The organism is Pseudomonas sp. VI4.1, assembly GCF_002029345.1.
Taxonomy (GTDB): Bacteria; Pseudomonadota; Gammaproteobacteria; order Pseudomonadales; family Pseudomonadaceae; genus Aquipseudomonas.
Genome location: NZ_MULM01000088.1, coordinates 1 through 21,970, shown reverse-complemented (window position 1 = coordinate 21,970; position 21,970 = coordinate 1). Strand labels below are relative to the sequence as shown.

Below are 21,970 nucleotides of genomic sequence, written 5' to 3'. Positions count from 1 at the left end.
CAGCGAAGGCGGTGGGCCAGCCAGCATCTATATGACTGACACACCGCCTTCGCTGGCAAGCCAGCTCCTACAGGGGTTTTGTGGTGTGGCATGAATCCCGGGCAACAAAAAGGCCCCCATTCCGGGAGCCTCGATGTTCAGGCGTGCGACTTACATGTTCGGATAAGTCGGGCCGCCGGAGCCTTCCGGCGCCACCCAGGTGATGTTCTGTGCAGGGTCCTTGATGTCGCAGGTCTTGCAGTGAACGCAGTTCTGGGCGTTGATCTGGAAGCGCTTCTCGCCGTCTTCTTTGGTCACCACTTCATACACACCGGCCGGGCAGTAACGCTGGGCAGGCTCATCGTACAGCGGCAGGTTCTTGGCGATCGGGATGCTCGGATCGGTCAGCTTCAGGTGGCAGGGCTGTTCTTCTTCATGGTTGGTACCGGAGATGAACACCGAGCTCAATTTGTCGAAGCTGAGCTTGCCGTCCGGTTTCGGGTAGTCGATCTTCTTGCAGTCGGCCGCCAGTTTCAGGCACGCGTAATCCGGCTTGGTGTCGTGCAGGGTGAACGGCAGTTTGCCGCCGAAAATGTTCTGGTCGAGCCAGTTGAAACCGCCGCCGACAATGGCGCCGAACTTGTGGATCGCCGGGCCGAAGTTGCGGCTGGCGAACAGTTCGTCGTAGAGCCAGCTCTTCTTGAACGCGTCGACGTAGGTGGTCAGCTCTTCGGTGCCATCCTTTTCCGCGAACAACGCGTCGGCCACGGATTCGGCGGCGAGCATGCCCGACTTCATGGCGGTGTGGCTGCCCTTGATCTTGGCGAAGTTCAGGGTGCCGAGGTCGCAACCGATCAATGCGCCGCCCTTGAACACCATTTTCGGCAGCGAATTCAGGCCGCCTTTGCAGATGGCGCGAGCGCCGTAGCTGATGCGCTTGCCGCCTTCCAGGTACTGCTTGAGCACCGGGTGATGCTTGAGGCGCTGGAACTCGTCGAAGGGCGAGAGGAAGGTGTTGCTGTAGGACAGGTCGACGATCAGACCCACCACCACCTGGTTGTTTTCCAGGTGATAGAGGAAGGAGCCGCCGGTGTTCTCGGTGCCCATGATGTCCAGCGGCCAGCCGGCGGTGTGGACCACCAGGCCTGGCTGATGCTTGGCCGGGTCGACTTCCCAGATTTCTTTCAGGCCGATGCCGTAGTGCTGGGCGTCGGCCTCGCTGTCGAGGTTGAAGCGCTTGATCAGTTGCTTGCCGATGTGGCCACGGCAACCTTCGGCGAACAGCGTGTATTTGCCACGCAGTTCCATGCCCGGGGTGTACAGGCCTTCTTTCGGCTGACCTTCGCGGTCAACGCCCAGATCGCCGGTGATGATCCCGCGCACTACACCGTTTTCGTCGAACAGCGCTTCCTGGGCGGCGAAGCCCGGGTAGATTTCCACGCCCAGGTTTTCCGCCTGCTGGGCCAGCCAGCGGCACAGGTTGCCCAGGGAGATGATGTAGTTGCCTTCGTTGTGCATGGTCTTGGGCACAAAGAAGTCAGGGATTTTCTGCGCGCTGTCGGCGTTCTTGAGCACGAAGATGTCATCGCGGGCCACTGGTGTGTTCAGCGGCGCACCCAGTGCTTTCCAGTCCGGGAACAGTTCGTTCAGGGCGCGGGGTTCAAAGATCGCGCCGGAGAGAATGTGTGCACCGACTTCGGAGCCTTTTTCGACCACGCAGACGCTGATTTCCTTACCGGCTTCGGCGGCCTTCTGCTTCAAGCGGCAAGCGGCGGAAAGACCCGCGGGGCCGGCACCGACGATGACCACGTCGAATTCCATGTATTCGCGTTCCACAGGTTATCTCCTACTCAAGGCTCAACAGTTTTTTTTCTAATTGGAGGTTGGGTGTCGCATCCATGAATGCCTGCTCGTTGCAGGAAAAGGACAAACGATAAACCACCTTTCTCTCTAAGGTGGCGCATTATATCTACACCACTCTCAGCGTCCAATACAAACGTTTGTTTGAATTGGCCCGAAGCCAGAGAAATCATAGACGCGCGGCTTATGAATGGCCCATTTGGCGTATTGACCGGAATTAGTGTTCCGGTCAATATACGGGCGGTTTTGCGCTCGCCGTAGGCTGACTGTTGGTTTCAAGAGCACCTCTAAAGACAGGGCGGTGGCAGTAGAAGGTGATGCGTTGCGACCCCAGGGGCGCAGTTTACACGCTGCGATAACGAATGACTCGTCGGTCACCATGACGAACGGTCATAAACCTCGTGAGCAAGGTTCACCCGATACACCTGCCAGCGTTTTTAGAGGTGCCCTTGCGCCGATGAGCATCAAACCGCCAGGTTCGCCTAGGCGACTTCTTTTCACCGGAGAGTAACGAGGAATCCATGAAGGTTCTTGTAGCTGTCAAACGCGTTGTGGATTACAACGTGAAAGTTCGCGTCAAGGCGGACAATTCCGGCGTCGACCTCGCCAACGTCAAGATGTCGATGAACCCGTTCTGCGAAATCGCAGTGGAAGAAGCTGTACGCCTGAAAGAAAAAGGTGTTGCGACTGAAATCGTCGTCGTCTCCATCGGCCCGTCCACCGCTCAAGAGCAACTGCGCACCGCGCTGGCTCTGGGTGCCGACCGTGCCATCCTCGTCGAATCCGCCGAAGACCTGACGTCGCTGGCCGTTGCCAAGCTGCTCAAGGCGGTTGTCGACAAGGAACAGCCTCAGCTGGTGATCCTTGGCAAACAAGCCATCGACAGCGACAACAACCAGACTGGCCAGATGCTCGCAGCATTGAGCGGTTATGGTCAGGGCACGTTCGCTTCAAAAGTCGAGATCAGCGGCGACACGGTTGCCGTGACTCGCGAAGTCGACGGCGGCGCGCAGACGGTTTCCCTGAAACTGCCGGCCATCGTCACCACTGACCTGCGTTTGAACGAGCCGCGTTACGCATCGCTGCCAAACATCATGAAAGCCAAGAAGAAGCCTCTCGAAGTGCTGACCCCGGACGCTTTGGGCGTTTCCACCGCCTCCACCAACAAGACCGTCAAAGTCGAAGCGCCGGCTGCACGCAGCGCAGGCATCAAGGTCAAGTCGGTGGCTGAACTGGTCGAGAAACTGAAAAACGAAGCGAAGGTAATCTGATTATGACTATCTTGGTAATCGCTGAACACGACAACACGGTGCTGGCCCCGGCCACGCTGAACACTGTGGCTGCTGCCGTCAAAATCGGCGGCGACATCCATGTACTGGTTGCAGGTCAGGGCGCTGGCGCCGCGGCTGAAGCCGCTGCGAAAATCGCTGGCGTAGCTAAAGTGCTGGTGGCCGACAACGCCGCCTACGCTCACCAACTGCCGGAAAACGTTGCGCCGCTGGTAGCCGAGCTGGGCAAGGGCTACAGCCACATCCTGGCTGCCGCGACTTCCAACGGCAAAAACATCCTGCCGCGCGTTGCCGCGCAGCTGGACGTTGACCAGATCTCCGAGATTATCTCGGTAGAAAGCGCCGACACCTTCAAGCGTCCGATCTACGCCGGTAACGCCATCGCTACCGTTCAGTCCAACGCTGCGGTGAAAGTCATCACCGTGCGTGCTACCGGTTTCGACCCGGTCGCCGCTGAAGGTGGTTCGGCATCGGTTGAAGCCGTTGCGGCTGCCCACGACGCTGGCATCTCCAGCTTCGTTGGCGAAGAACTGGCCAAGTCCGATCGTCCGGAACTGACCGCTGCCAAGATCGTCGTTTCCGGCGGCCGTGGCATGCAGAACGGCGACAACTTCAAACACCTGTACGCCCTGGCCGACAAGCTGGGCGCTGCCGTCGGTGCTTCCCGCGCCGCGGTCGACGCAGGTTTCGTACCCAACGACATGCAGGTCGGTCAGACCGGCAAGATCGTTGCTCCACAGCTGTACATCGCGGTCGGTATTTCCGGCGCGATCCAGCACCTGGCCGGCATGAAAGACTCCAAGGTGATCGTTGCGATCAACAAGGACGAAGAAGCGCCGATCTTCCAGGTGGCCGATTATGGCCTGGTGGCGGATCTGTTCGAAGCGATCCCTGAGCTGGAGAAGCTGGTCTAATCCAGGGGCTTCACTTATAAAGAGCCCGACCTGTTGGTCGGGCTTTTTTTTGTTTTTTCTGTGTAGGAGCAAGCTTGCTCGCGATGGTCGCAAAGGCACCGCGTTTATTCAGAAAGAACGCGTTATCGTTAACGTCCATCGCGAGCAAGCTTGCTCCTACAGCAGATATAACCGGGTTTAGGAGGAGTGTATTGCCATGGATCTGCGCCGAGTGTTCGGTTGGTCAATGCTGTTGGGGCTGACGGTGTTGCCGGTGCTGTCTGTTGCTGCGGGCAAATGTGAACGCCTGATAGTCACCGGCAGCCCGGACGCACCCCCTTACCTGTGGCAAGACCCGCAGCACCCCAAACACCTGATCGGCGCCAGTGCCGATCTGTTGCAGCAGGTGGCGGGGGAGTTGGGGATCAAGGTCGAACTGCTGTATGCCGGCAAACGCGCCCAGGCTCTGGACGAGGTGCGCAGCGGGCGCATGGACATGCTGGCCGATGCGCCGTTGACCGTCAGTGGACTCGAATCCCTGGATTACATTCATCCGCCGTTGCTGGAAAACGATTACCTGGTCTGGACCCGAAAAGACTCGGCACTGGTCTACAACGAAGCGCAGGACCTGCACGGTCATCCCGGCGCTTTATCGGAAAAGGCTCGTCTGACCCCGGCATTCGGCACCTTCGCCGAGCAGCAATTGACCCTCGCGCACACGCCTAACCTGACCCAGGCTTTTCAGAAGTTGCTGTTGGGCGAGGTCGAGTTTGTCCTCGCCGGCCGCTACTCGGGCATGGCCGCCGTACAGGCACTGAGCATGGTCAACGACCTGGTCGCGCGACCCCGGCCGGTCGACAAACCCGGCCTATTCCTCGCGGTCTCCCATAACTCCGCCTGCAACGATCCGTGGTTACGCGGACAGCTGGCTAAAAAGATGACAGAATTGCTCGCGTCCGGACTGGCGGAAGCCGCATTGCAGCGCAATGTCGAGCGCTGGAAGTTGCAGCAGCAACGACCCGCCAGTACCCCAAAACAGTAGGGATTTTTAGTGAGTATTCGACCTCTTTCCGCTGCCCTGGCCGTTCTGGCTCTGGCGGGTTGTGCAGCCGATCCGGCGCCGAATGAACAGATACGCCTGACCGAGCAGGCGCTGGTACAAGCAAAAGCTGTGGGTGCCACCGCCGACGACGTGCCGGAATTGAAACTGGCCGAAGAAAAATTCACCCGTGCCCAGGGCGACATGGCCGATCAGTCCTATAAACATGCGCGCATGCGGGCCGAACAGGCCGAGCTGGACGCGCGTCTGGCCGAAGCCCGGGTCCTGACCCGCAAGAGTGAAGAACAGTTGAACGTGCTCAATACCCGCATCACCCGCTTGCGCAAGCAACTGGGAGATGCCCAATGAGCCTCAAGCGCAAAGTACTCGGCGGTTTGCTCCTGGCAGGCTGCGCCAGCCTCTATGGCTGTGCCGGCCAGCACAGCGAGGCCGCGTTGCAGCAGGCCGGCGTTGATTTCCAGAAGGTCAAGGAAGACGCCAACGTGCTGCGGATCGCGCCCAAGGATGTGATTCGCGCCGGTGAATCCCTGGCCCGCGCCGATCGTCTGTCCAGCTACTGGGGCAGCGGATCCGACGTGCAGCATTACGCTTATCTGAGCCAGCGCTACAGCGAAATCGCCCGTGAACACTCCAACCAGGTGCTCAACGAAGAGCGCGCGGCGAAGCTCGAACTGGAGCGTCAGCGCCTGCAACTGGCCCTGCGCGAATCCAAATTGCTCAGCGTGCAACAGCAGGGCAAATGGCTTGAAGAACAGATTCTCGCGCTGGCCACCACCCAGACCGACCGTGGCCTGGTGATGACGCTGGGCGATGTGCTGTTCGATACCGGCGAAGCGGAGTTGAAAAATTCGGCCAACCGCGTGGTGTTGAAAATCGTGCAGTTCCTGCAGCTCAACCCCAAGCGTGTCGTGCGTATCGAAGGCTACGCCGACAGTACCGGCGGCAAGCAGGAAAACCTCAAACTGTCCCGCGACCGTGCGCAATCGGTGGCGAACGTGCTGATGGACCTGGGTATTGACGACAAACGCATCCAGGTCGAAGGCTACGGCGATGAATACCCGGTGGACGCCAATGCCTCGGAACGGGGTCGTGCGCAGAACCGTCGGGTGGAAATTGTGTTCTCCGATGAAAAAGGCCAGCTTGGCGCTGCTCGCTGATCAGCAATCCTAACCCTGCATCCCCAACCCGGCCTGCCCAGCAGCGCCGGGTTTTTTTGCGCCTGACAATGTTCGCGCCATGCCAATAGAGCAGTACAGATTTTGCTGACACTGCACTGTACTGTCGACTATTGTGGCAACTGTCCCCGTACACTTCTAAACTGTTCCGGTATTGTTTCACACAAGAATAAAATGCCCGTGAAATCGAGTGCTGCGTCATGACCAATCTCTTGCTTTACCAACGTATTGCTCAACAACTGGCCGAAGACATCCGCCGGGGTGTCTATCAACCGGGGGAGCGCGTGCCTTCGGTACGCAAGATGAGCTCGCAGCTCAACGTCAGCCATGCGACGGTGTTGCAGGCCTACGCCAATCTCGAGGATCAGGGGCTGATCCGTGCTCGCCCGCAGTCGGGCTACTACGTGCACCAGACCCCCGCGCTGACCGCGCCGACGCCGGACATCGCCAGGGTCGAGCGTCCCGGCCTGGTCACCCGCAGCAGCATCATTCAGCAAGTGCTGGTCGAATCCCGCCGCGAGGGGGTGTTTCCCTTGGGCGCGGCCGTACCGAGTGTCGATTATCTACCGGTCAGGGCGCTGCATCAGCAATTGGCCAAAGTCACCCGTTTCCATAGTCCGCGGGCATTCAGCTACATGTTCAGTCCCGGTTTCGAACCGTTGCGACGCCAAGTGGCAATTCGCATGCGCGATGCCGGCGTGGTGGTCGATCCCTCGGAAGTGGTCATCACCCACGGCTGCGTCGATGCCTTGCAGATGTCCCTGCGTGTCCTGACCCGGCCGGCGACTTGATCGCCGCCGAGTCGCCGACCTACTACGGTTTGCTCCAACTGGCTGACCTGCTGGGCCTCAAGGTCATCGAGATTCCCAGCGATCCTGCGACCGGCATGAGCCTCGAAGCCCTGCAACTGGCGGCCAACCAGTGGTCGATCAAGGCGCTGGTGCTGACCACTCGTCTGAGCAATCCGCTGGGCGGCACCATGCCCGAAGAGCGGCAGAAGCAACTGCTGCGCCTGGCCTCGGATTTCGATATCCAGGTTGTCGAAGACGATATCTACGGCGAACTGATGTTCGAGCAGGGCCGCACCAAATCGCTCAAGGCCTACGACCGGCTGGATCGGGTGATCTATTGCTCGAGCTTCTCCAAGACCCTGTCGCCGGGCGTGCGGATCGGCTGGATGATTGCCGGCAAGTACCAGCAGGAAATCCAGCGTTTGCAGACGTTCAGCACCCATTCGGCCTGCAGCGTCACGCAGATGGGCATTGCCGCGTATCTGGAAAACGGTGGCTACGACCGGCATTTGCGCTACATCCGCCAGGAGTACCGCAAGAACCTCAGCGCGTTCCAGCTGGCGGTGCAACAGCATTTTCCGGAAGGAACACAGATGACCCGGCCGACCGGCGGCTTCATTCTGTGGGTCAGTCTGCCGGGAAGGGTCAACACGCAGGAACTGCATGTGCGCGCCTTGCAGCAGGGCATCAGCATCGCGCCGGGGCTGATTTTCAGTAACACAGAACAGTTCAATCACTGCATTCGACTGAACTGCGGCATCCCCTGGAACCGGGAAGCCGAGCGTGCATTGATGACCCTGGGCATGCTTGCCACCCAGCTCTGTCAGGAAATGGCCGGCGGTTTTTGACCGGGCAGGCAGGCCGTGCTTGTCTTGTTGCGTGCAACAGGCGAGCATATGGCTCCTGCCGTTTGCGTCGTTGGTTCCATGAAAGCGATTTTCCCCGCTGTATGGCTTTCGATATGCCTGCTGATGTCCTTTCAGGCAGAAGGCCTCATGGCAGCTCCCGTCCAGGAAAAACCGGCAGCCAACGCCACCTCGAAACAACCGGCACCGACCAGGAAAGCCGCAGCGGTCAAGGTCAAAAAGAAAGCGGCCAAGGTGAAAAAACGCGCGCCAATTGCGTCCAAGTCCAAACCGGCCAGTGAAGTGGTGAAGACCAAGCTGCCTTCGGCCCATCTGGATTTGAGCCTGCCCGAGGACATGGCCGAGGAACTGAAACCCATCGGTTCGGTACCCTTGCCACGGCGCGACCCGGTATTGCCGCAAATGTTCGGTGACAAGGCCGACAGCACGCCGTTCCAGCTCAACGGAAGGCTGATCAGTAACGAAATGCAGTTGCAACTGCGTAACGAAGAGCGCCGGGAAGTCGAAGGCGCTGCGCTGGAATTCGAATTCAAGCGGTAATTGCCATCCATCTGTGACCTGTCGGCCAGACACTTTGTCGGAGACTGGTCAGTCACGTTCGTTTGAGCAAAAAACCTGGGCCCAGGCAATTTAAAACGACTGTTTTAACGGTTACCCTGTGTCTCGTCTTTAACCCATCGCCCATCGCGAGGAGCTCGTCGTCATGAAATGCCGTGAAGGCTGTGGCGCCTGTTGCATTGCCCCTTCCATCAGTTCACCGATTCCCGGCATGCCCAATGGCAAGGCCGCCGGAGAACGTTGCGTACAACTCTCTACAGAGAACCTGTGCAGTATTTTCGGTGATCCGCAACGTCCTGCCGTGTGTTCAGCATTTGAAGCCGATGTCGAAGTCTGCGGAAGCAGCAGTGATGAAGCGATCAAATTGTTGGGTTGGTGGGAGCAAATGACGGCGGCGTGATGGGTTCAACGAACGGAACTTCAACAATAAGGAATAAGATTATGGGTTCGCTGCATCGTATGGCTGTGCTCTGTGGTTTGACGGCAGTTCTGGGCACTTCGCTCGCCCAGGCCGAAGACTGGAAAGTCGCCAAGAACGAAGACGGTATCAAGGTCTCCCTGAGGGAAGTGCCTGGCTCCGACTACAAGGCCTACCAGGGTGTCACCCTGATGAAGACCACCCTGGCCAAACTGCGCGCATTGCAGGAAGACGTGCCAGGCGCCTGCGCCTGGATTCACGAATGCAAGACCCAGAAGTTGCTCAAGCACGAAGGCGATCAGAGCTGGACCTACACCCAGTTCAATACGCCCTGGCCGGTCACCGCGCGTGACTCGGTGCTGCATGTCACCACCGTCTTGGGCGCCGATGGCAGCCTGACCCGCAAGCTCGAAGGCGTACCGAAGTACCTGCCCGAAGAAAAAGGCTTTGTTCGGGTCACCAAGGTCGACGGTTTCTGGAAGTTCGTGCCCAAGGGCGACCAGATCGAAGTGACTTATCAGGTGCACACAGAGCCGGGCGGCAGCATCCCGTCGATGGTGGCCAACAAGTTTGTAGTCGATGCGCCGTTCAATACCTTGAAAGCCCTGAAAGAACGCGCCGAGAAGTAAGCGCAGGCTCGTCGGATCGCCGCACCGCAGAGAAAACGGCCGCCAGCGCCGACCTGTTCTTGCGGATGTACCTCGATCCCCTGTAGCAGCTGGCTTGCCAGCGAAGAGGCCCTTCCAGTCGACATCATTGTTGTCTGAAAGGACGCCTTCGCTGGCAAGCCAGCTCCTACAGGGGGATAGACGCAGGGGCCACTATTTTGTATCCGGATATCGCGTTGCACGAAATTTTCACAAACCCTCCAAGACAATGCCCGCGCCGTGCATGCCGGGCACTAATCAATGGCAATGCCGCCAGTGATCGTGCAACATTTGCGCTCCGCGCAAGCCCCGGGGCCGAGAACTGGCCAACAGAGGGCAAGGCGCCGCTGTATTTTTGCAACTTCAACTTCCAATGGGTCCTAAAACGACATGGCAAACCCGGACGCCCTGAGTCAGCAGCGAGCTTCTAGTCGCCTGCTGCAACCGACCGTCAAATCGCATCTGGCCTACACGCTACTGTGTGCCCTGGTCATGATGGTCATGTTCACCCTGCTGCGCGTCGCGCTGCTGGTCTACAACCGCGAGATGATGCTCGACACGCCGGCCTCGACCTTTTTCGAAGCGTTCACCAACGGTCTGCGTTTCGACCTGCGACTGGTGGTCTACTTCAGCGTTCCGCTGGTGCTGGCACTGTTCAGCGCCCGGGCCATGGCCGCCCGCGGGTTCTTCCGTCTCTGGCTGACCGTCGTCTCGAGCATTGCCTTGTTCCTCGGCCTGATGGAGATGGACTTCTACCGCGAGTTCCACCAGCGCCTCAACGGGCTGGTCTTCCAGTACATCAAGGAAGACCCGAAAACCGTGACCAGCATGCTCTGGTACGGTTTCCCCGTGGTTCGCTACCTGCTGGCCTGGGTCGTGGGCACCGTGATCCTGACCCTGGCGTTCAAGGGCGCCGACCGCGCCACCCGTCCCCGCGGTCCCTTCAGCGGCGGCAGCGTCTCCACGCGCCAGATCGCCCCGTGGTATTCGCGCATCGCGGTGTTCGTGGTCTGCCTGCTGGTCTGCGTCGTCGCAGCCCGTGGCACCCTGCGTCAGGGCCCGCCGATGCGTTGGGGTGACGTCTACACCACCGACTCCAATTTCGCCAACCAGCTGGGCCTCAACGGCACATTGTCGCTGATCGCCGCGGCCAAGAGCCGGATGTCCGAAGACCGCGACAACATCTGGAAAGCCACGCTGCCGCAGCCGCAAGCCCAGCAAATCGTGCGTGACATGCTGGTGATGCCGGATGACAAACTGGTGGATGGCGAGACGGCCGCCGTGCGTCGCGATTACACGCCGCCGTCCGACAAGACCCTGCCGATCAAGAACGTCGTCGTGATCCTGATGGAAAGCATGGCGGGCCACTCGGTGGGCGCCCTGGGTGCACCGGGCAATATCACGCCCTACCTCGACAACCTGTCGAAGGAAGGCCTGCTGTTCGACCGTTTCTTCTCCAACGGCACCCATACCCACCAGGGTATGTTCGCCACCATGGCCTGCTTCCCGAACCTGCCGGGTTTCGAATACCTGATGCAAACGCCTGAGGGCAGCCACAAGCTGTCCGGCTTGCCGCAATTGCTCAGCGCCCGTGACTACGACGACGTGTACGTCTACAACGGTGACTTCGCCTGGGATAACCAGTCGGGTTTCTTCAGCAACCAGGGCATGACAAACTTCATTGGTCGTAACGACTTCGTCAATCCGGTGTTCTCCGATCCGACCTGGGGCGTGTCCGACCAGGACATGTTCGACCGTGGTCTGGTCGAGCTCAAGGCGCGGGAAAACGGCAAGCCGTTCTATGCACTGCTGCAAACCTTGTCCAACCACACGCCATACGCCTTGCCGACCCCTTTGCCGGTCGAGCGCGTCACCGATCGCGGTAGCCTGAACGAGCATTTGACCGCCATGCGCTACTCGGACTGGGCGCTGGGCCAGTTCTTTGAAAAGGCCCGCAAGGAGCCGTACTTCAAGGAGACCCTGTTTGTCGTCGTGGGTGACCACGGGTTTGGCAACGAGCGCCAGATCACCGAAATGGACCTGGGCCGCTTCAACGTGCCGATGCTGTTCATCGCACCCGGTATCCAGGAAAAGTTCGGTCAGCGTGACCATACCGTGGGCACACAGATCGACATCGTGCCGACCATCATGGGCCGGATCGGTGGCGAAGTGCGCCATCAGTGCTGGGGGCGTGACCTGCTCAACCTTCCCGAAGGCGATACCGGTTTCGGTGTGATCAAGCCGTCGGGCAGCGAACAGACCACGGCCATCATCACGGCCGACCAGATTCTGGTGCTGCCGAAGGATAAGGACATGGCGCCGAAGATGTACCGGTATGAATTCGGTGCTACGCCGCGCGCCGAGGTCATTGCGGATGCGCCGCGAACGGCAGAGCTGAAACTCAAGCTTGAAGCGTTCCTGCAAACCGCCACCAAGAGCCTGATCGACAACACCGCCGGCGTGGTGGACGGCAAGCCTGACTAAGTGTTCAGGCGATAAAGCAGAGCCCGGGATGGGCTAGTGCCTGTGGTCAAGGTTTTCTGCTTGCTCTTTCGGCAGTAAAAAAAGAATCCGGTGTCAGTAATGACAGCGGATTTTTTTTGCCCCTCGTTCGGGGTGCCTACCGCTTTGAATTACTGGATCAAAGAGCAGTTGAAGGGGAGTACCTGTCAACTCTGACAGTAGACAGCCTTGTGGTTTGAGGATTTCATCAAGGCGCTTGGTATGGGGTCCAACGATTGAAAAAAGGACTGTATTTCAAGGATGAATGTCTCTCTGTTCCTGTCTCTTTGGCGTCATTGCCATGTCGTGATCATGCAGTTGGAACCTGTGGGAAGGCATTCCAATAGAAACGCCGGGGTCGGCTTTGGCTTTGGGTTGCCTGCCGCCCCGGTTCAGGTGGTTCACCGCAGGACACTGAATCAGCAGATTTGTCCGAAAGGTTGAAACGCTTGGCTGACGAGTGAGGCTTGCTTCATGAATAAGTCTGTCGGTGTGCTTCGTTTGCTGTGGTTCGCATGTCTGGTGGCGCTGGGCGTGATCATTGCCGTGGTGGTTTTCACCCGAACATCAGAGTCATCCCCCTCACCTCGGTCATGTACCGCGCCCGATTATGAAAAGGGCAAGAGTTATGAGCAGGGGGACCAGGTCAAGCATGCCGACCGGCTATTCGAATGCTGGAAAGATGACGAGGCACCACTGGGTGTCGGCAGTTGGCAGTGGTGCCGGCAAGTGAGTTACGAGCCACTTCTTTTGAATGGGCCTTGGAAAGATGCATGGAAGGAACTCGGCGAATGCGGTGGATTCGAGGGCAATCGCCTGACGCTGGATTTTTCCACGCTCAGTGGCAAAGCGCCCTTGAAACCGGCGGTGCCCGGCGTCGCTCGCGCCGACCAGATGGTCACCGGAGTCTTGCGTTGCAAGGCCGAAGAGATTGCGATCAGCGCGAAGGCCAACGAAACGATCCACCTCGATAATCTGAAAGCTTGCGACTATCAACTGGTGATGAATACCGCTGATGGGTTCAGCCCGCTGAACACTCCACGCATTATCTCGTTCAAGGAGCCGCAGGGGGAGGAGCAAGCCGTGACGGTCAAGTATCGACCGCCGGTCGATGTGAGCAAGCTCAGTGGTTTACCGGGGATAAAAATCGAGCTGTTTGCCCAGGGGCTTATTCAGCCTCGGCAGATGGCGATGGGCAAGAACGTGTTGTATGTCGGCTCCAGCGCTATTCCTTCATACGTCTATGACGGAAAAATCGGCGACATGATCTACGCACTGCCTCTGGATGAGACAGGTAAACCGACAGGCATCCATGTGATTGCCAGTGGTCTGGAGGAGCCTCACGGCGTGGCGTATCGCGACGGTGATCTGTATTACTCGACCACGGGTGGTCTGTATCGCTTGCGTAACGCCGACGAAAACTACAAAGCTCCAGAGCCCGAACTGGTGTTCAACTTTCCGGCGGACGACAAGCAGTTTCCCTTGCCTTCGCAAGCGTCGGGGTCGAGCACTCGCATCTGGCACATGAAACACCCTTTGCGTTTCAATCCGCTCGATCCGTCAGACAAGTGGATTTATACGGCAGTCGGCATTCCCTGCAACCTGTGCATGATTCCTCCCGACAAGCGTTATGGCACGATCTTGCGTTATTCCCTGGAAACAGGAGCGTCCGAGATTGTAGCCACGGGGGTGCGTAACTCCGTTGGTTTCGACTGGAATCCCCAGGACGGCCAAATATGGTTCAGTGACAACAATCGCCAAGGCTTCCCCAACCCGGACGAAGTCAACTTGATCAGCAAGCCCGGGCTGCATTTCGGCGTGCCTTACAGGTTTGGTAAAGACACGCCCGGATTCACCGAGGAGGAGTACCTGGACCCAACGGTGATCCAGCCGCCGCTGGTGCCTGGTGCCATTGTGTCCGACAAGTCGCTTGAACAGATCAATCCCGCCGATTATGTGTCAGCAGCTTTTGCCTCGGGAACCAACACCGCGCCGCTGGGCGTCAAGTTCTGGTCTGGCTACCCAAGCGCCGGGCCGGGTACCCAGCGTTTGCTTGTCGCGATGCATGGTGCGGGCTCCACCGCGCGCCCCGGCATGGATATACAAATGCTGACCATTCAGGGCGGTACGCAAGTAGTCAATCAGATCCCGTTGATCAACGGATTTGTGCAGGACCCGGATCGATTCGATGTCTACTGCCTGGATAACTCGTGCATCGGACGCCCCGTCGAGTTTCTTGAACTGGCGGATGGCAGCCTGTTGATCAGCGACGACGTCGCGGGGGTCATATATCGCGTGCGCCATGACGCAAGCGGGTTGCCACAGACTCGGTTGGAGTTGCGCCCCATGCTGCCGCCAGGCGGACTGGAAAACGAGATGATCAGCGGTTACCTGATTGATCCCGATGGGAATACCCGGCTGGTGCAATTGTCATGGCGCGACGCAGACAGTGCGGCAAGAATTATTCTCGAGGGGCTTGAGTATGGTCAGTATCAGTTGCGGCTCAACGACGTAAAAAACTGGATTCCTCAGGTACGAAATACATCCTTTACCCTCTCGGAAGCTACCAAGAGTCAGACCATCACCCTGAATTACCGCGAGCGGCCGATCAAGCTCGAGGTCAAGGTCAAGATTCAGGCGCCGGCCAAACCTGCTTCGGTCACCGATGCTCAATGGCGCATCAGCCTGGTCACCGAGACCAGGAACAATGCTGAACCACGGGTCATTGAAGTTCCATGGGGTGCAAGTACGACCCAAACCCTCGACTATGGCAGTTACAAGGTTATCTACCCGTTCTACTCGAAGGAAAAACCGCAGCCGGAACTGGAATCGGTAGTGATCGATGAGGCCAGTGAGGACCAGCAGCTAACCCCCATTACCTATCGGCACGTCGAAAACCTGGGCGAGGCGGTCTTGGCTGAATCCTGCACCAAATGCCACGCCGTCGAGTATTTCGACAGTTTGCGCATGGCCTTGGCGTGGAGCGTGGCGGGCCAGGATGCGCTGGTCAAACACATCAAGACCATGCCGGTGTCAGGGCACTGTGACACCACCTGTGCGACCGAAATCAGCAAACAATTGATCAACGTCATCTGGAAACCTTACCTGGATAAGGCCGATTCCTACGGCACACGTCAGATGCGATTGTTGACGCCCGACGAGTATGCCGCCAGCGTCAGGGACATCCTGGGGGTAGAGATCAATGCCGAGAAGTTGCCAGCAGACAAATCGGAGAAAGACTTCAAGTATCCCGGGGAGGCGGACAAGGGCATTTTGCAGGCAGAGGACGTCAGACTGTTCTACGACATGGCATTGTCGGTGGCAGACAGCGTTCCGTCGGCACGCTTGAGTGCGTTGGCAACCTCCCGCGCGGGAACTGACCTGGTTACCTCGTTGGGCTATCAGTTGTTCCGTCGTCCTGTGTCCGACGCCGAGCGTGTGCGTTATCAGAAACTGTTCGATGAGCAGGGGGCGCCTGCTTTGATCGCCGCTCTTTTGCTATCGCCGCATTTTCTCTATCGCTCGGAGTTGGGGGTGCAGACACCGGCTGGAGGCAAAGTGTATCAATTGACGCCGTTCGAAGTGGCCACTGCGCTCTCCTTCGGTTTCCTGGGCACTACTCCGGATGTTGAGCTGTTGGCCAAGGCGCAGCGAAACGAGCTGCAGACTACGCAACAGATCTCCGCGGAGATTGAGCGAATGATGAAAACGGATCGCGGCATCGAGCAATTCAACCGCTTCGTCAGCTACTACGTCAGGACAGTGCGCGGTGTTCAGGAAAAGCCGGGGTTGAGTAAGGACCTGGTTGAACTGATGGCTCGAGAGCAGTATCTGCTGAGCAAAAACCTGCTGCTGGGTGCCGGTACCCTGAGTCAGCTGTTCAACCCCGGTTACACCTATCTGAACCAGGACCTGGCCGCGCACTACGCAATCAGCGGAGTCACGGGCAGCACGATGCAAAAGGTAGCGGTAGACGAGAGACGGGGAGGCTTGTTGCATCTGGGGCTGACCCAGGCTGCCACCTCGGACTACGTGAGCACTTCATTGGTCAAGCGTGGAATCATGATTCGCGAGCAAATGTTCTGCCGCGAGTTTGGTGCCCCCGTGGAAGCCGATCCTACGACCCCTGTCTATCCTCCTCGCGCAGTGACCACCCGTGAGCACTGGGACCTGGTAAACGGCGAGCAGGCTTCAGAGGGGCGCTGCTGGCAATGCCATCAATACATGAATGACACCGGGTCATCGATGGAACATTACGACGCGGCCGGTCGCTATCGCACGGAGGAGAAAGCATACAACTTTGACCAGTACCCGCAGATGCTACCGATCAAGGCCTCCGGTCCGTTCATCAGTACGACCGGAACCGAGCAGATCAATGACGTCCGGGATATCGCAAAGATTGTTCCACGCAATCCAGCGTCACAATTCTGCATGGCCGACAGCTACTTCCGATTTGTGTTTGGCAACAAATCGGATGTATCGACCTCGGGGACCGTGAAGGCGATTGCCGATGGTTTGAACGCCTCAGGCTCCCTGGCAGAGATGCTGCAAAACCTGGGTACTTCCAAAGCATTCATCTACAAGACCGAAAGGAATTGATCATGGGCATTTTGAAAAGTCGTCGGCGTTTTCTGGCGGGCCTGGCTGCGGCTGGTGTCTATGGTCCCCTGACCCAATTCGGATTGGCGCGCATGGCATTGGCGGGGCAAGCTCAGGAAGCCCGGCTAAAGGTAGTGTTTGTTGTAGTACCCGACGGCCTTGCGGTGGACTCCTACACCGGTGGTGGTTTTGGTGACGGGCGTGGATTGTGGCACCCCACTGCGTCGCAAATGGATACCACGGCATTTACTTTGAACGAGATCAGCTCGGAATTGGCCGCCTACCGTAACCAGTCGTTGTACTTGCGCGGAATTATTCTGGGGCCGGGAAATGTGGGCCATGACGGCTGGAACTGGGTATTGCGTGACACTGCAAAGACTCAGTCGTCAATCGACATCGTGCTGGGGCAAGCGATTCCGGGCGCTGAACCGTCACACCGCAGCCTTTTTTCCGGTCCCCATGCCGGGATCGACGGGACGCCCTGGTTTGTATCGTTCCAGGGCGCTGCGATTCGCACGCCCTATCGCGACCCCAGGCTGATGGCGGAATCGTTGTTCAAGGCACCCGCTCAAAGGTCAAGCCCGCCGCAGCCTGGCGCTGGTAGTTTGCTGGAGGCAGCCGTGGTGGATATTCAGGAAGTCAAAAGCAAGCTATCCGCCGGCGAGCGACAAAAGCTTGATACCCATCTTGACTCGGTGGAGCAGGTCATCAAGGACCTTGAGGAGGCGCGACCGCCCGTGGGTGAGTGCAAGCCGGTGGAGCTGGAACCACTGGATTATCGGTCCGCGCTGCACCGTAACCGCATTCAGGCTGATCATCATCAAGTGGTGGCAACCGCCTTGAGTTGTGGGATTACTCGTGTCGCCACGCTACAGATCGGGCGCTCGGCGGAGTCGCTCAATATTATTGATGTCAGTCCCGACAGTAACCCCCATGAGTGTGCTCATCGTCGCTCAGGGGAAGCATTTTGGAAGGGGACGCGGCAATGGTACGTTCGGCAGGTCAAGTTATTTATGGACGAATTGGCTCGATATCAGGACCCGCACGTGCCCGGCGACAATCTGCTTCAACATACCCTTGTCGTCCTTACCAGCGAAATGGCCGATGGCGCCCCTGAGCACATGATCGATATGCCCATGGTGTTGATGGGGGGGGCTGGTGGCTTGCTTAAAAGCGGGGAGGGTGCAGGACGGTATTTCAATATCACACAGCAGGCGGATCGTCAGCACCACACCGGGAACCCGGAGATTGGCAAGAGCTTCGTTGACATGCAGCGCATATGGGCGACCATTGCCAAAGCCGCCGGAACGAGCGTGCCTTACGCAGGTAACATCGAGCCGGTGACAGGAATTTTCAGCAACGTGTGAGGGCGGTTTGCAGCGCTGTGGGTGCGTGAAATGCTGATAATAACAATGCCAGTCAGTATCACTGACTGGCATTGGGTTTTCAGCAGGTTATCTTCCTGGTACAGCCTTTATATCTTGCCCAGCAACAGCAGGATCAACAGCACTACCAACACCACGCCGATGATGCCCGACGGCCCATAACCCCAACTTCTGGAGTGCGGGAAGACCGGTAAGCCACCTACCAGCAGGAGGATCAGGATAATGATCAGAATTGTGCCCATGTTTATTTCCTTGTTGGAAGTGTTCTGGAACTACCTGGTGTTTAACGGTCAGCCGTGATGCTATAAAACCAGGATGCTTACAAAATCCGACTGTTGCCCATGAAAGAAAATTCCATGTTTTTTTAATGTTTTTCGAAGAAAGGCTTATTTCGTTTTTACTGCATTAGTTGGTTGGGGCACTTCCAGGGTTTGCTCGGGCCATTCAGCAATCTGATGGAGCGTGGGTCGGGCAATGTCCTTCGCTACACTCGACAGATCTTCCCCGGAACAACAAGGCTGTTTGCTATGCAAAATCGCATGATGATCACTGGTGCGGGCTCAGGCCTGGGTCGCGAAATCGCGCTGCGCTGGGCGCGTGAAGGCTGGCAACTGGCCTTGTCGGATGTCAGCGAGCCCGGTCTGCAAGAAACCCTGAAACAGGTTCGCGAAGCCGGCGGCGACGGCTTCATCCAGCGTTGCGATGTACGCGATTACAGCCAGTTGACCGCCTTCGCCCAAGCCTGCGAAGAGAAACTGGGGGGCATCGATGTCATCGTCAACAACGCCGGCGTTGCTTCCGGCGGGTTCTTCAGCGAGCTGTCCCTGGAGGACTGGGAATGGCAGATCGCGATCAACCTGATGGGGGTGGTCAAGGGCTGCAAGGCCTTCCTGCCGCTGCTGGAAAAAAGCCAAGGCAAGATTATCAACATTGCGTCGATGGCCGCACTGATGCAAGGCCCGGCCATGAGCAACTACAACGTCGCCAAGGCGGGCGTGGTGGCCTTGTCCGAAAGCCTGCTGATCGAGCTGGCGCAGCAGGAAATCGGCGTGCACGTGGTCTGCCCGTCATTCTTCCAGACCAACCTGCTCGATTCCTTCCGCGGCCCGACGCCGGCCATGAAGGCCCAGGTCGGTAAATTGCTGGAAAGCTCGCCGATCAGCGCTGCCGACATTGCCGACTACATCTATCAACAGGTCGACGCCGGCGAATTCATGATTCTGCCCCATGAACAGGGCCGTCTGGCCTGGGCGCTCAAGCAGAAGAACCCCCAACTGCTCTACGACGAAATGACCGTCATGGCCGACAAGATGCGCGCCAAGGCCAGGCAAACCGCAGGCTGAACTTGCCCCGGGGCATCACCGTCGCTAGGGTGGCCGCAACCGGCCATCCTCACGAGACGTTTGCATGCTTAATTACCTGTGGTTTTTCCTCGCGGCGCTGTTTGAAATCGCTGGCTGCTTCGCCTTCTGGATGTGGCTACGTCAGGGCAAGAGTGCCTGGTGGGTACTGCCGGCGTTGCTCAGCCTGACGCTGTTTGCGCTGCTGCTGACCCGTATCGAAGCGACGTATGCCGGTCGTGCCTATGCCGCTTACGGGGGTATCTACATCATTGCGTCGATTGGCTGGCTGGCGGTGGTCGAGCGGATTCGTCCGTTGGGTTCGGACTGGGTCGGCGTTGCGCTGTGCGTGGTCGGGGCGAGTGTCATCCTGTTCGGGCCGCGTTTTTACGCATCCTGACAGATCGGTCCTACAACGCCGGTGATTTGTCAGTTCTTTCCTACGCCGGCTTGCTTCTTGCTCTGTAGGGAAGGACTGATTTGCCGCCGTCGCATTGAACACCCGCCATGGCCCGGGCATCTTCAGGGTCAACTCATCCTGAAGGACCAATACCATGCTTGTACTCAGTCGCGAAGTGGGCGAATTGATTTCTATCGGAGACGACATTTCCGTGCGCATTGTGGCCATCAACGGCGGCACGGTGCGCTTCGGCGTCGAAGCGCCACGCAACGTCAATGTGCACCGGTCCGAGATCTATGAACGCATCCAGCGCAATCTGCCGAAAAAAGACAAAGCGCGCTGAAGGTTTCAGTCAAACAGATGCTTGGGCACGTCGTGCTTGAGCATCAACTGGCATTGCTCGCTTTCCGGGTCGAAGACAATCAGCGCCTGACCCTTGGTCAAGGCCTGGCGAACACGCAGTACGCGGGTTTCGAGCGGCGTGTCATCACCGTTGTCGGTGCCGTCACGGGTGACGAAATCCTCGATCAGGCGGGTCAGGGTGTCGACTTCAAGTTGGTCATGGGGGATCAGCATGGGCACCTCGGCTAAACAATGGCGCGATGCTACGGCGAATGGAAGGTTGCGGCTAGCCTGCGGCTTCATGTGTTGCCATGTAGATCGCCATCTGCCGGTCAGTTAAGCGAATGCGGCCCCTGTAGGAGCGAGCTTGCTCGCGATGGTCGTTAACGATAACGCGTGCTCGCTGGTTAAACGCGGCGCTATTGAGTCCATCGCGAGCAAGCTCGCTCCTACAATTTCCTTAACTGACCGGCATTAGGGCTTGCCCGCGATGGCGGTGGATCAGGCGACCGAAAAACCGGATCAGCTCTCCGACCGCTGCCCCACCAGGCTATCCACCGACGGCACCCGGGTATCGCTTTCCATCTGCGTGTCATGTTCGATCTGATGACTGAACCTGTCCAGCGACCCTTTCGCAGGCTGGGCATCGCTGGCGAATACCGGCGGGCTGAGGATATAGGCCCCGAGCAACCGACTGAGCGCGGCGAGGCTGTCGATGTGGGTGCGTTCGTAGCCGTGGGTGGCGTCGCAGCCGAAGGCGAGCAGGGCGGTGCGAATGTCATGGCCGGCAGTTACCGCCGAGTGCGCATCGCTGAAGTAATAACGGAACAGGTCGCGGCGCACCGGCAGCTCATTGTCACTGGCCAGCCGCAGCAGGTGGCGCGACAGGTGATAGTCATAAGGCCCGCCGGAATCCTGCATCGCCACGCTCACGGCGTGTTCGCTGGAATGCTGGCCCGGCGCGACCGGCGCGATGTCGATGCCGACGAATTCGCTGACATCCCAGGGTAACGCTGCCGCCGCGCCGCTGCCGGTTTCCTCGGTGATGGTGAACAGCGGATGACAGTCGATCATCAACTCTTCGCCGCTGTCGACGATGGCTTTCATTGCCGCCAGCAAGGCGGCAACACCGGCCTTGTCGTCGAGGTGACGGGCGCTGATGTGGCCGCTTTCAGTGAACTCCGGCAACGGGTCGAAGGCGACGAAATCGCCGACGCTGATTCCAAGGGAGTCGCAATCGGCACGGGTGGCGCAATAGGCGTCCAGACGCAATTCGATGTGATCCCAGCTGATCGGCATTTCATCCACGGCGGTATTGAAGGCGTGCCCGGAAGCCATCAGTGGCAACACGCTGCCGCGGATCACACCGTTATCGGTAAACAGGCTGACCCGGCTGCCCTCGGCAAAACGGCTGGACCAGCAACCGACCGGGGCCAGGGTCAGGCGGCCGTTGTCCTTGATCGCGCGCACCGCCGCGCCGATGGTGTCCAGGTGCGCGGACACTGCCCGGTCCGGGCTGTTCTTCTTGCCCTTGAGGGTGGCACGGATGGTCCCGCGACGGGTCATTTCAAAGGGTATGCCAAGTTCTTCCAGGCGTTCGGCGACGTAGCGCACGATAGTGTCGGTGAACCCGGTCGGGCTGGGGATGGCGAGCATTTCCAGCAGGACTTTTTGCAGGTAGTTGAGATCCGGTTCGGGAATTTTGCTGGTCATGGAAACTCCTGATGAGTAACGAACATCGATGGTTTCGATGAGGGGGAGGATTTGTGGTGCCTGTCAGGCCGCCTTCGCTGGCAAGCCAGCTCCTACAGGGAGGGACGTGCAGCTGAGAGCTGCGTGCCACGACGTAGCCCTGACAAGGCGGCT

The 21,970-nt window shown here is 58.6% G+C and carries 18 protein-coding genes and 1 pseudogene; 15 read left to right on the top strand and 4 right to left on the bottom strand.

All coding sequences use genetic code 11. The features are described 5' to 3' along the window. Positions 1 to 150: 150 nt before the first annotated feature. Positions 151 to 1,815, bottom strand: coding sequence for an electron transfer flavoprotein-ubiquinone oxidoreductase (locus tag BZ163_RS03835; protein ID WP_128869838.1), 1,665 nt, complete (start codon positions 1,813 to 1,815; stop codon positions 151 to 153). Between the two features lie 545 nt (positions 1,816 to 2,360). Here BZ163_RS03835 and BZ163_RS03830 point away from each other — a divergent pair. The 12 genes and pseudogenes from BZ163_RS03830 (at position 2,361) to BZ163_RS03775 (ending at position 18,004) form a co-directional block, all read left to right on the top strand. Further along, positions 2,361 to 3,110 carry an electron transfer flavoprotein subunit beta/FixA family protein gene (locus BZ163_RS03830; protein WP_056745417.1) on the top strand — a complete coding sequence of 250 codons (750 nt, stop codon included), beginning with the start codon at positions 2,361 to 2,363 and terminating at the stop codon, positions 3,108 to 3,110. Positions 3,111 to 3,112: 2 nt separating this feature from the next. Beyond that, on the top strand, positions 3,113 to 4,042 hold the full coding sequence (locus BZ163_RS03825) for an electron transfer flavoprotein subunit alpha/FixB family protein (protein ID WP_128869837.1): 930 nt from the start codon (positions 3,113 to 3,115) through the stop codon (positions 4,040 to 4,042). A gap of 196 nt (positions 4,043 to 4,238) precedes the next feature. After that, the gene (locus BZ163_RS03820) at positions 4,239 to 5,063 is read left to right on the top strand and encodes an ABC transporter substrate-binding protein (RefSeq protein WP_128869836.1); all 825 of its coding nucleotides are present in this window, start codon (positions 4,239 to 4,241) and stop codon (positions 5,061 to 5,063) included. Between the two features lie 9 nt (positions 5,064 to 5,072). After that, complete coding sequence (locus tag BZ163_RS03815; RefSeq protein ID WP_128869835.1) at positions 5,073 to 5,429, top strand: DUF4398 domain-containing protein; 357 nt, start codon at positions 5,073 to 5,075, stop codon at positions 5,427 to 5,429. Then, a complete protein-coding gene (locus BZ163_RS03810) occupies positions 5,426 to 6,238 on the top strand; it encodes an OmpA family protein (RefSeq protein WP_128869834.1) in 813 nt (270 codons plus the stop codon). The genes BZ163_RS03815 and BZ163_RS03810 overlap by 4 nt, the downstream gene beginning before the upstream one ends. Before the next feature lie 218 nt (positions 6,239 to 6,456). After that, positions 6,457 to 7,895, top strand: a pseudogene (locus BZ163_RS03805) (PLP-dependent aminotransferase family protein). A gap of 78 nt (positions 7,896 to 7,973) precedes the next feature. Continuing rightward, positions 7,974 to 8,453: a translation initiation factor 2 gene (locus BZ163_RS03800; RefSeq protein ID WP_128869833.1), complete on the top strand. Its 480-nt coding sequence runs from the start codon at positions 7,974 to 7,976 to the stop codon at positions 8,451 to 8,453. Positions 8,454 to 8,616: 163 nt separating this feature from the next. After that, a complete protein-coding gene (locus tag BZ163_RS03795; protein WP_128869832.1) occupies positions 8,617 to 8,871 on the top strand; it encodes a YkgJ family cysteine cluster protein in 255 nt (84 codons plus the stop codon). A 41-nt stretch (positions 8,872 to 8,912) separates the two neighbouring features. Continuing rightward, a complete protein-coding gene (locus BZ163_RS03790; RefSeq protein ID WP_128869831.1) occupies positions 8,913 to 9,518 on the top strand; it encodes an START domain-containing protein in 606 nt (201 codons plus the stop codon). 408 nt (positions 9,519 to 9,926) lie between these two features. Continuing rightward, entirely contained in the window at positions 9,927 to 12,020 is a 2,094-nt protein-coding gene (locus tag BZ163_RS03785; RefSeq protein ID WP_128869830.1) for an LTA synthase family protein, read from the top strand. A gap of 492 nt (positions 12,021 to 12,512) precedes the next feature. Then, complete coding sequence (locus BZ163_RS03780) at positions 12,513 to 16,637, top strand: DUF1592 domain-containing protein (protein WP_128869829.1); 4,125 nt, start codon at positions 12,513 to 12,515, stop codon at positions 16,635 to 16,637. 2 nt (positions 16,638 to 16,639) lie between these two features. Beyond that, positions 16,640 to 18,004 carry a DUF1552 domain-containing protein gene (locus tag BZ163_RS03775; protein ID WP_128869828.1) on the top strand — a complete coding sequence of 455 codons (1,365 nt, stop codon included), beginning with the start codon at positions 16,640 to 16,642 and terminating at the stop codon, positions 18,002 to 18,004. A 107-nt stretch (positions 18,005 to 18,111) separates the two neighbouring features. Here BZ163_RS03775 and BZ163_RS03770 read toward each other — a convergent pair whose 3' ends face one another. Continuing rightward, entirely contained in the window at positions 18,112 to 18,270 is a 159-nt protein-coding gene (locus tag BZ163_RS03770) for a DUF3309 family protein (protein ID WP_178084746.1), read from the bottom strand. Between the two features lie 279 nt (positions 18,271 to 18,549). On the opposite strand from BZ163_RS03770, the gene BZ163_RS03765 reads away from it, so the two are divergent. The 3 genes from BZ163_RS03765 (at position 18,550) to csrA (ending at position 20,105) form a co-directional block, all read left to right on the top strand. Further along, positions 18,550 to 19,365, top strand: a complete 816-nt coding sequence (locus tag BZ163_RS03765) for an SDR family oxidoreductase (RefSeq protein ID WP_128869827.1) — start codon at positions 18,550 to 18,552, stop codon at positions 19,363 to 19,365. A 64-nt stretch (positions 19,366 to 19,429) separates the two neighbouring features. After that, on the top strand, positions 19,430 to 19,762 hold the full coding sequence (locus BZ163_RS03760; protein ID WP_128869826.1) for a YnfA family protein: 333 nt from the start codon (positions 19,430 to 19,432) through the stop codon (positions 19,760 to 19,762). A gap of 154 nt (positions 19,763 to 19,916) precedes the next feature. Further along, positions 19,917 to 20,105, top strand: coding sequence for a carbon storage regulator CsrA (csrA, locus tag BZ163_RS03755; RefSeq protein ID WP_128869825.1), 189 nt, complete (start codon positions 19,917 to 19,919; stop codon positions 20,103 to 20,105). Between the two features lie 5 nt (positions 20,106 to 20,110). On the opposite strand, the gene BZ163_RS03750 is transcribed toward csrA, so the two are convergent. Together BZ163_RS03750 and BZ163_RS03745 are read right to left on the bottom strand one after the other, a co-directional pair. Beyond that, positions 20,111 to 20,338: a YheU family protein gene (locus BZ163_RS03750; protein WP_003199186.1), complete on the bottom strand. Its 228-nt coding sequence runs from the start codon at positions 20,336 to 20,338 to the stop codon at positions 20,111 to 20,113. A 288-nt stretch (positions 20,339 to 20,626) separates the two neighbouring features. After that, entirely contained in the window at positions 20,627 to 21,817 is a 1,191-nt protein-coding gene (locus BZ163_RS03745; protein WP_064676452.1) for an osmoprotectant NAGGN system M42 family peptidase, read from the bottom strand. Between the last annotated feature and the right edge of the window lie 153 nt (positions 21,818 to 21,970).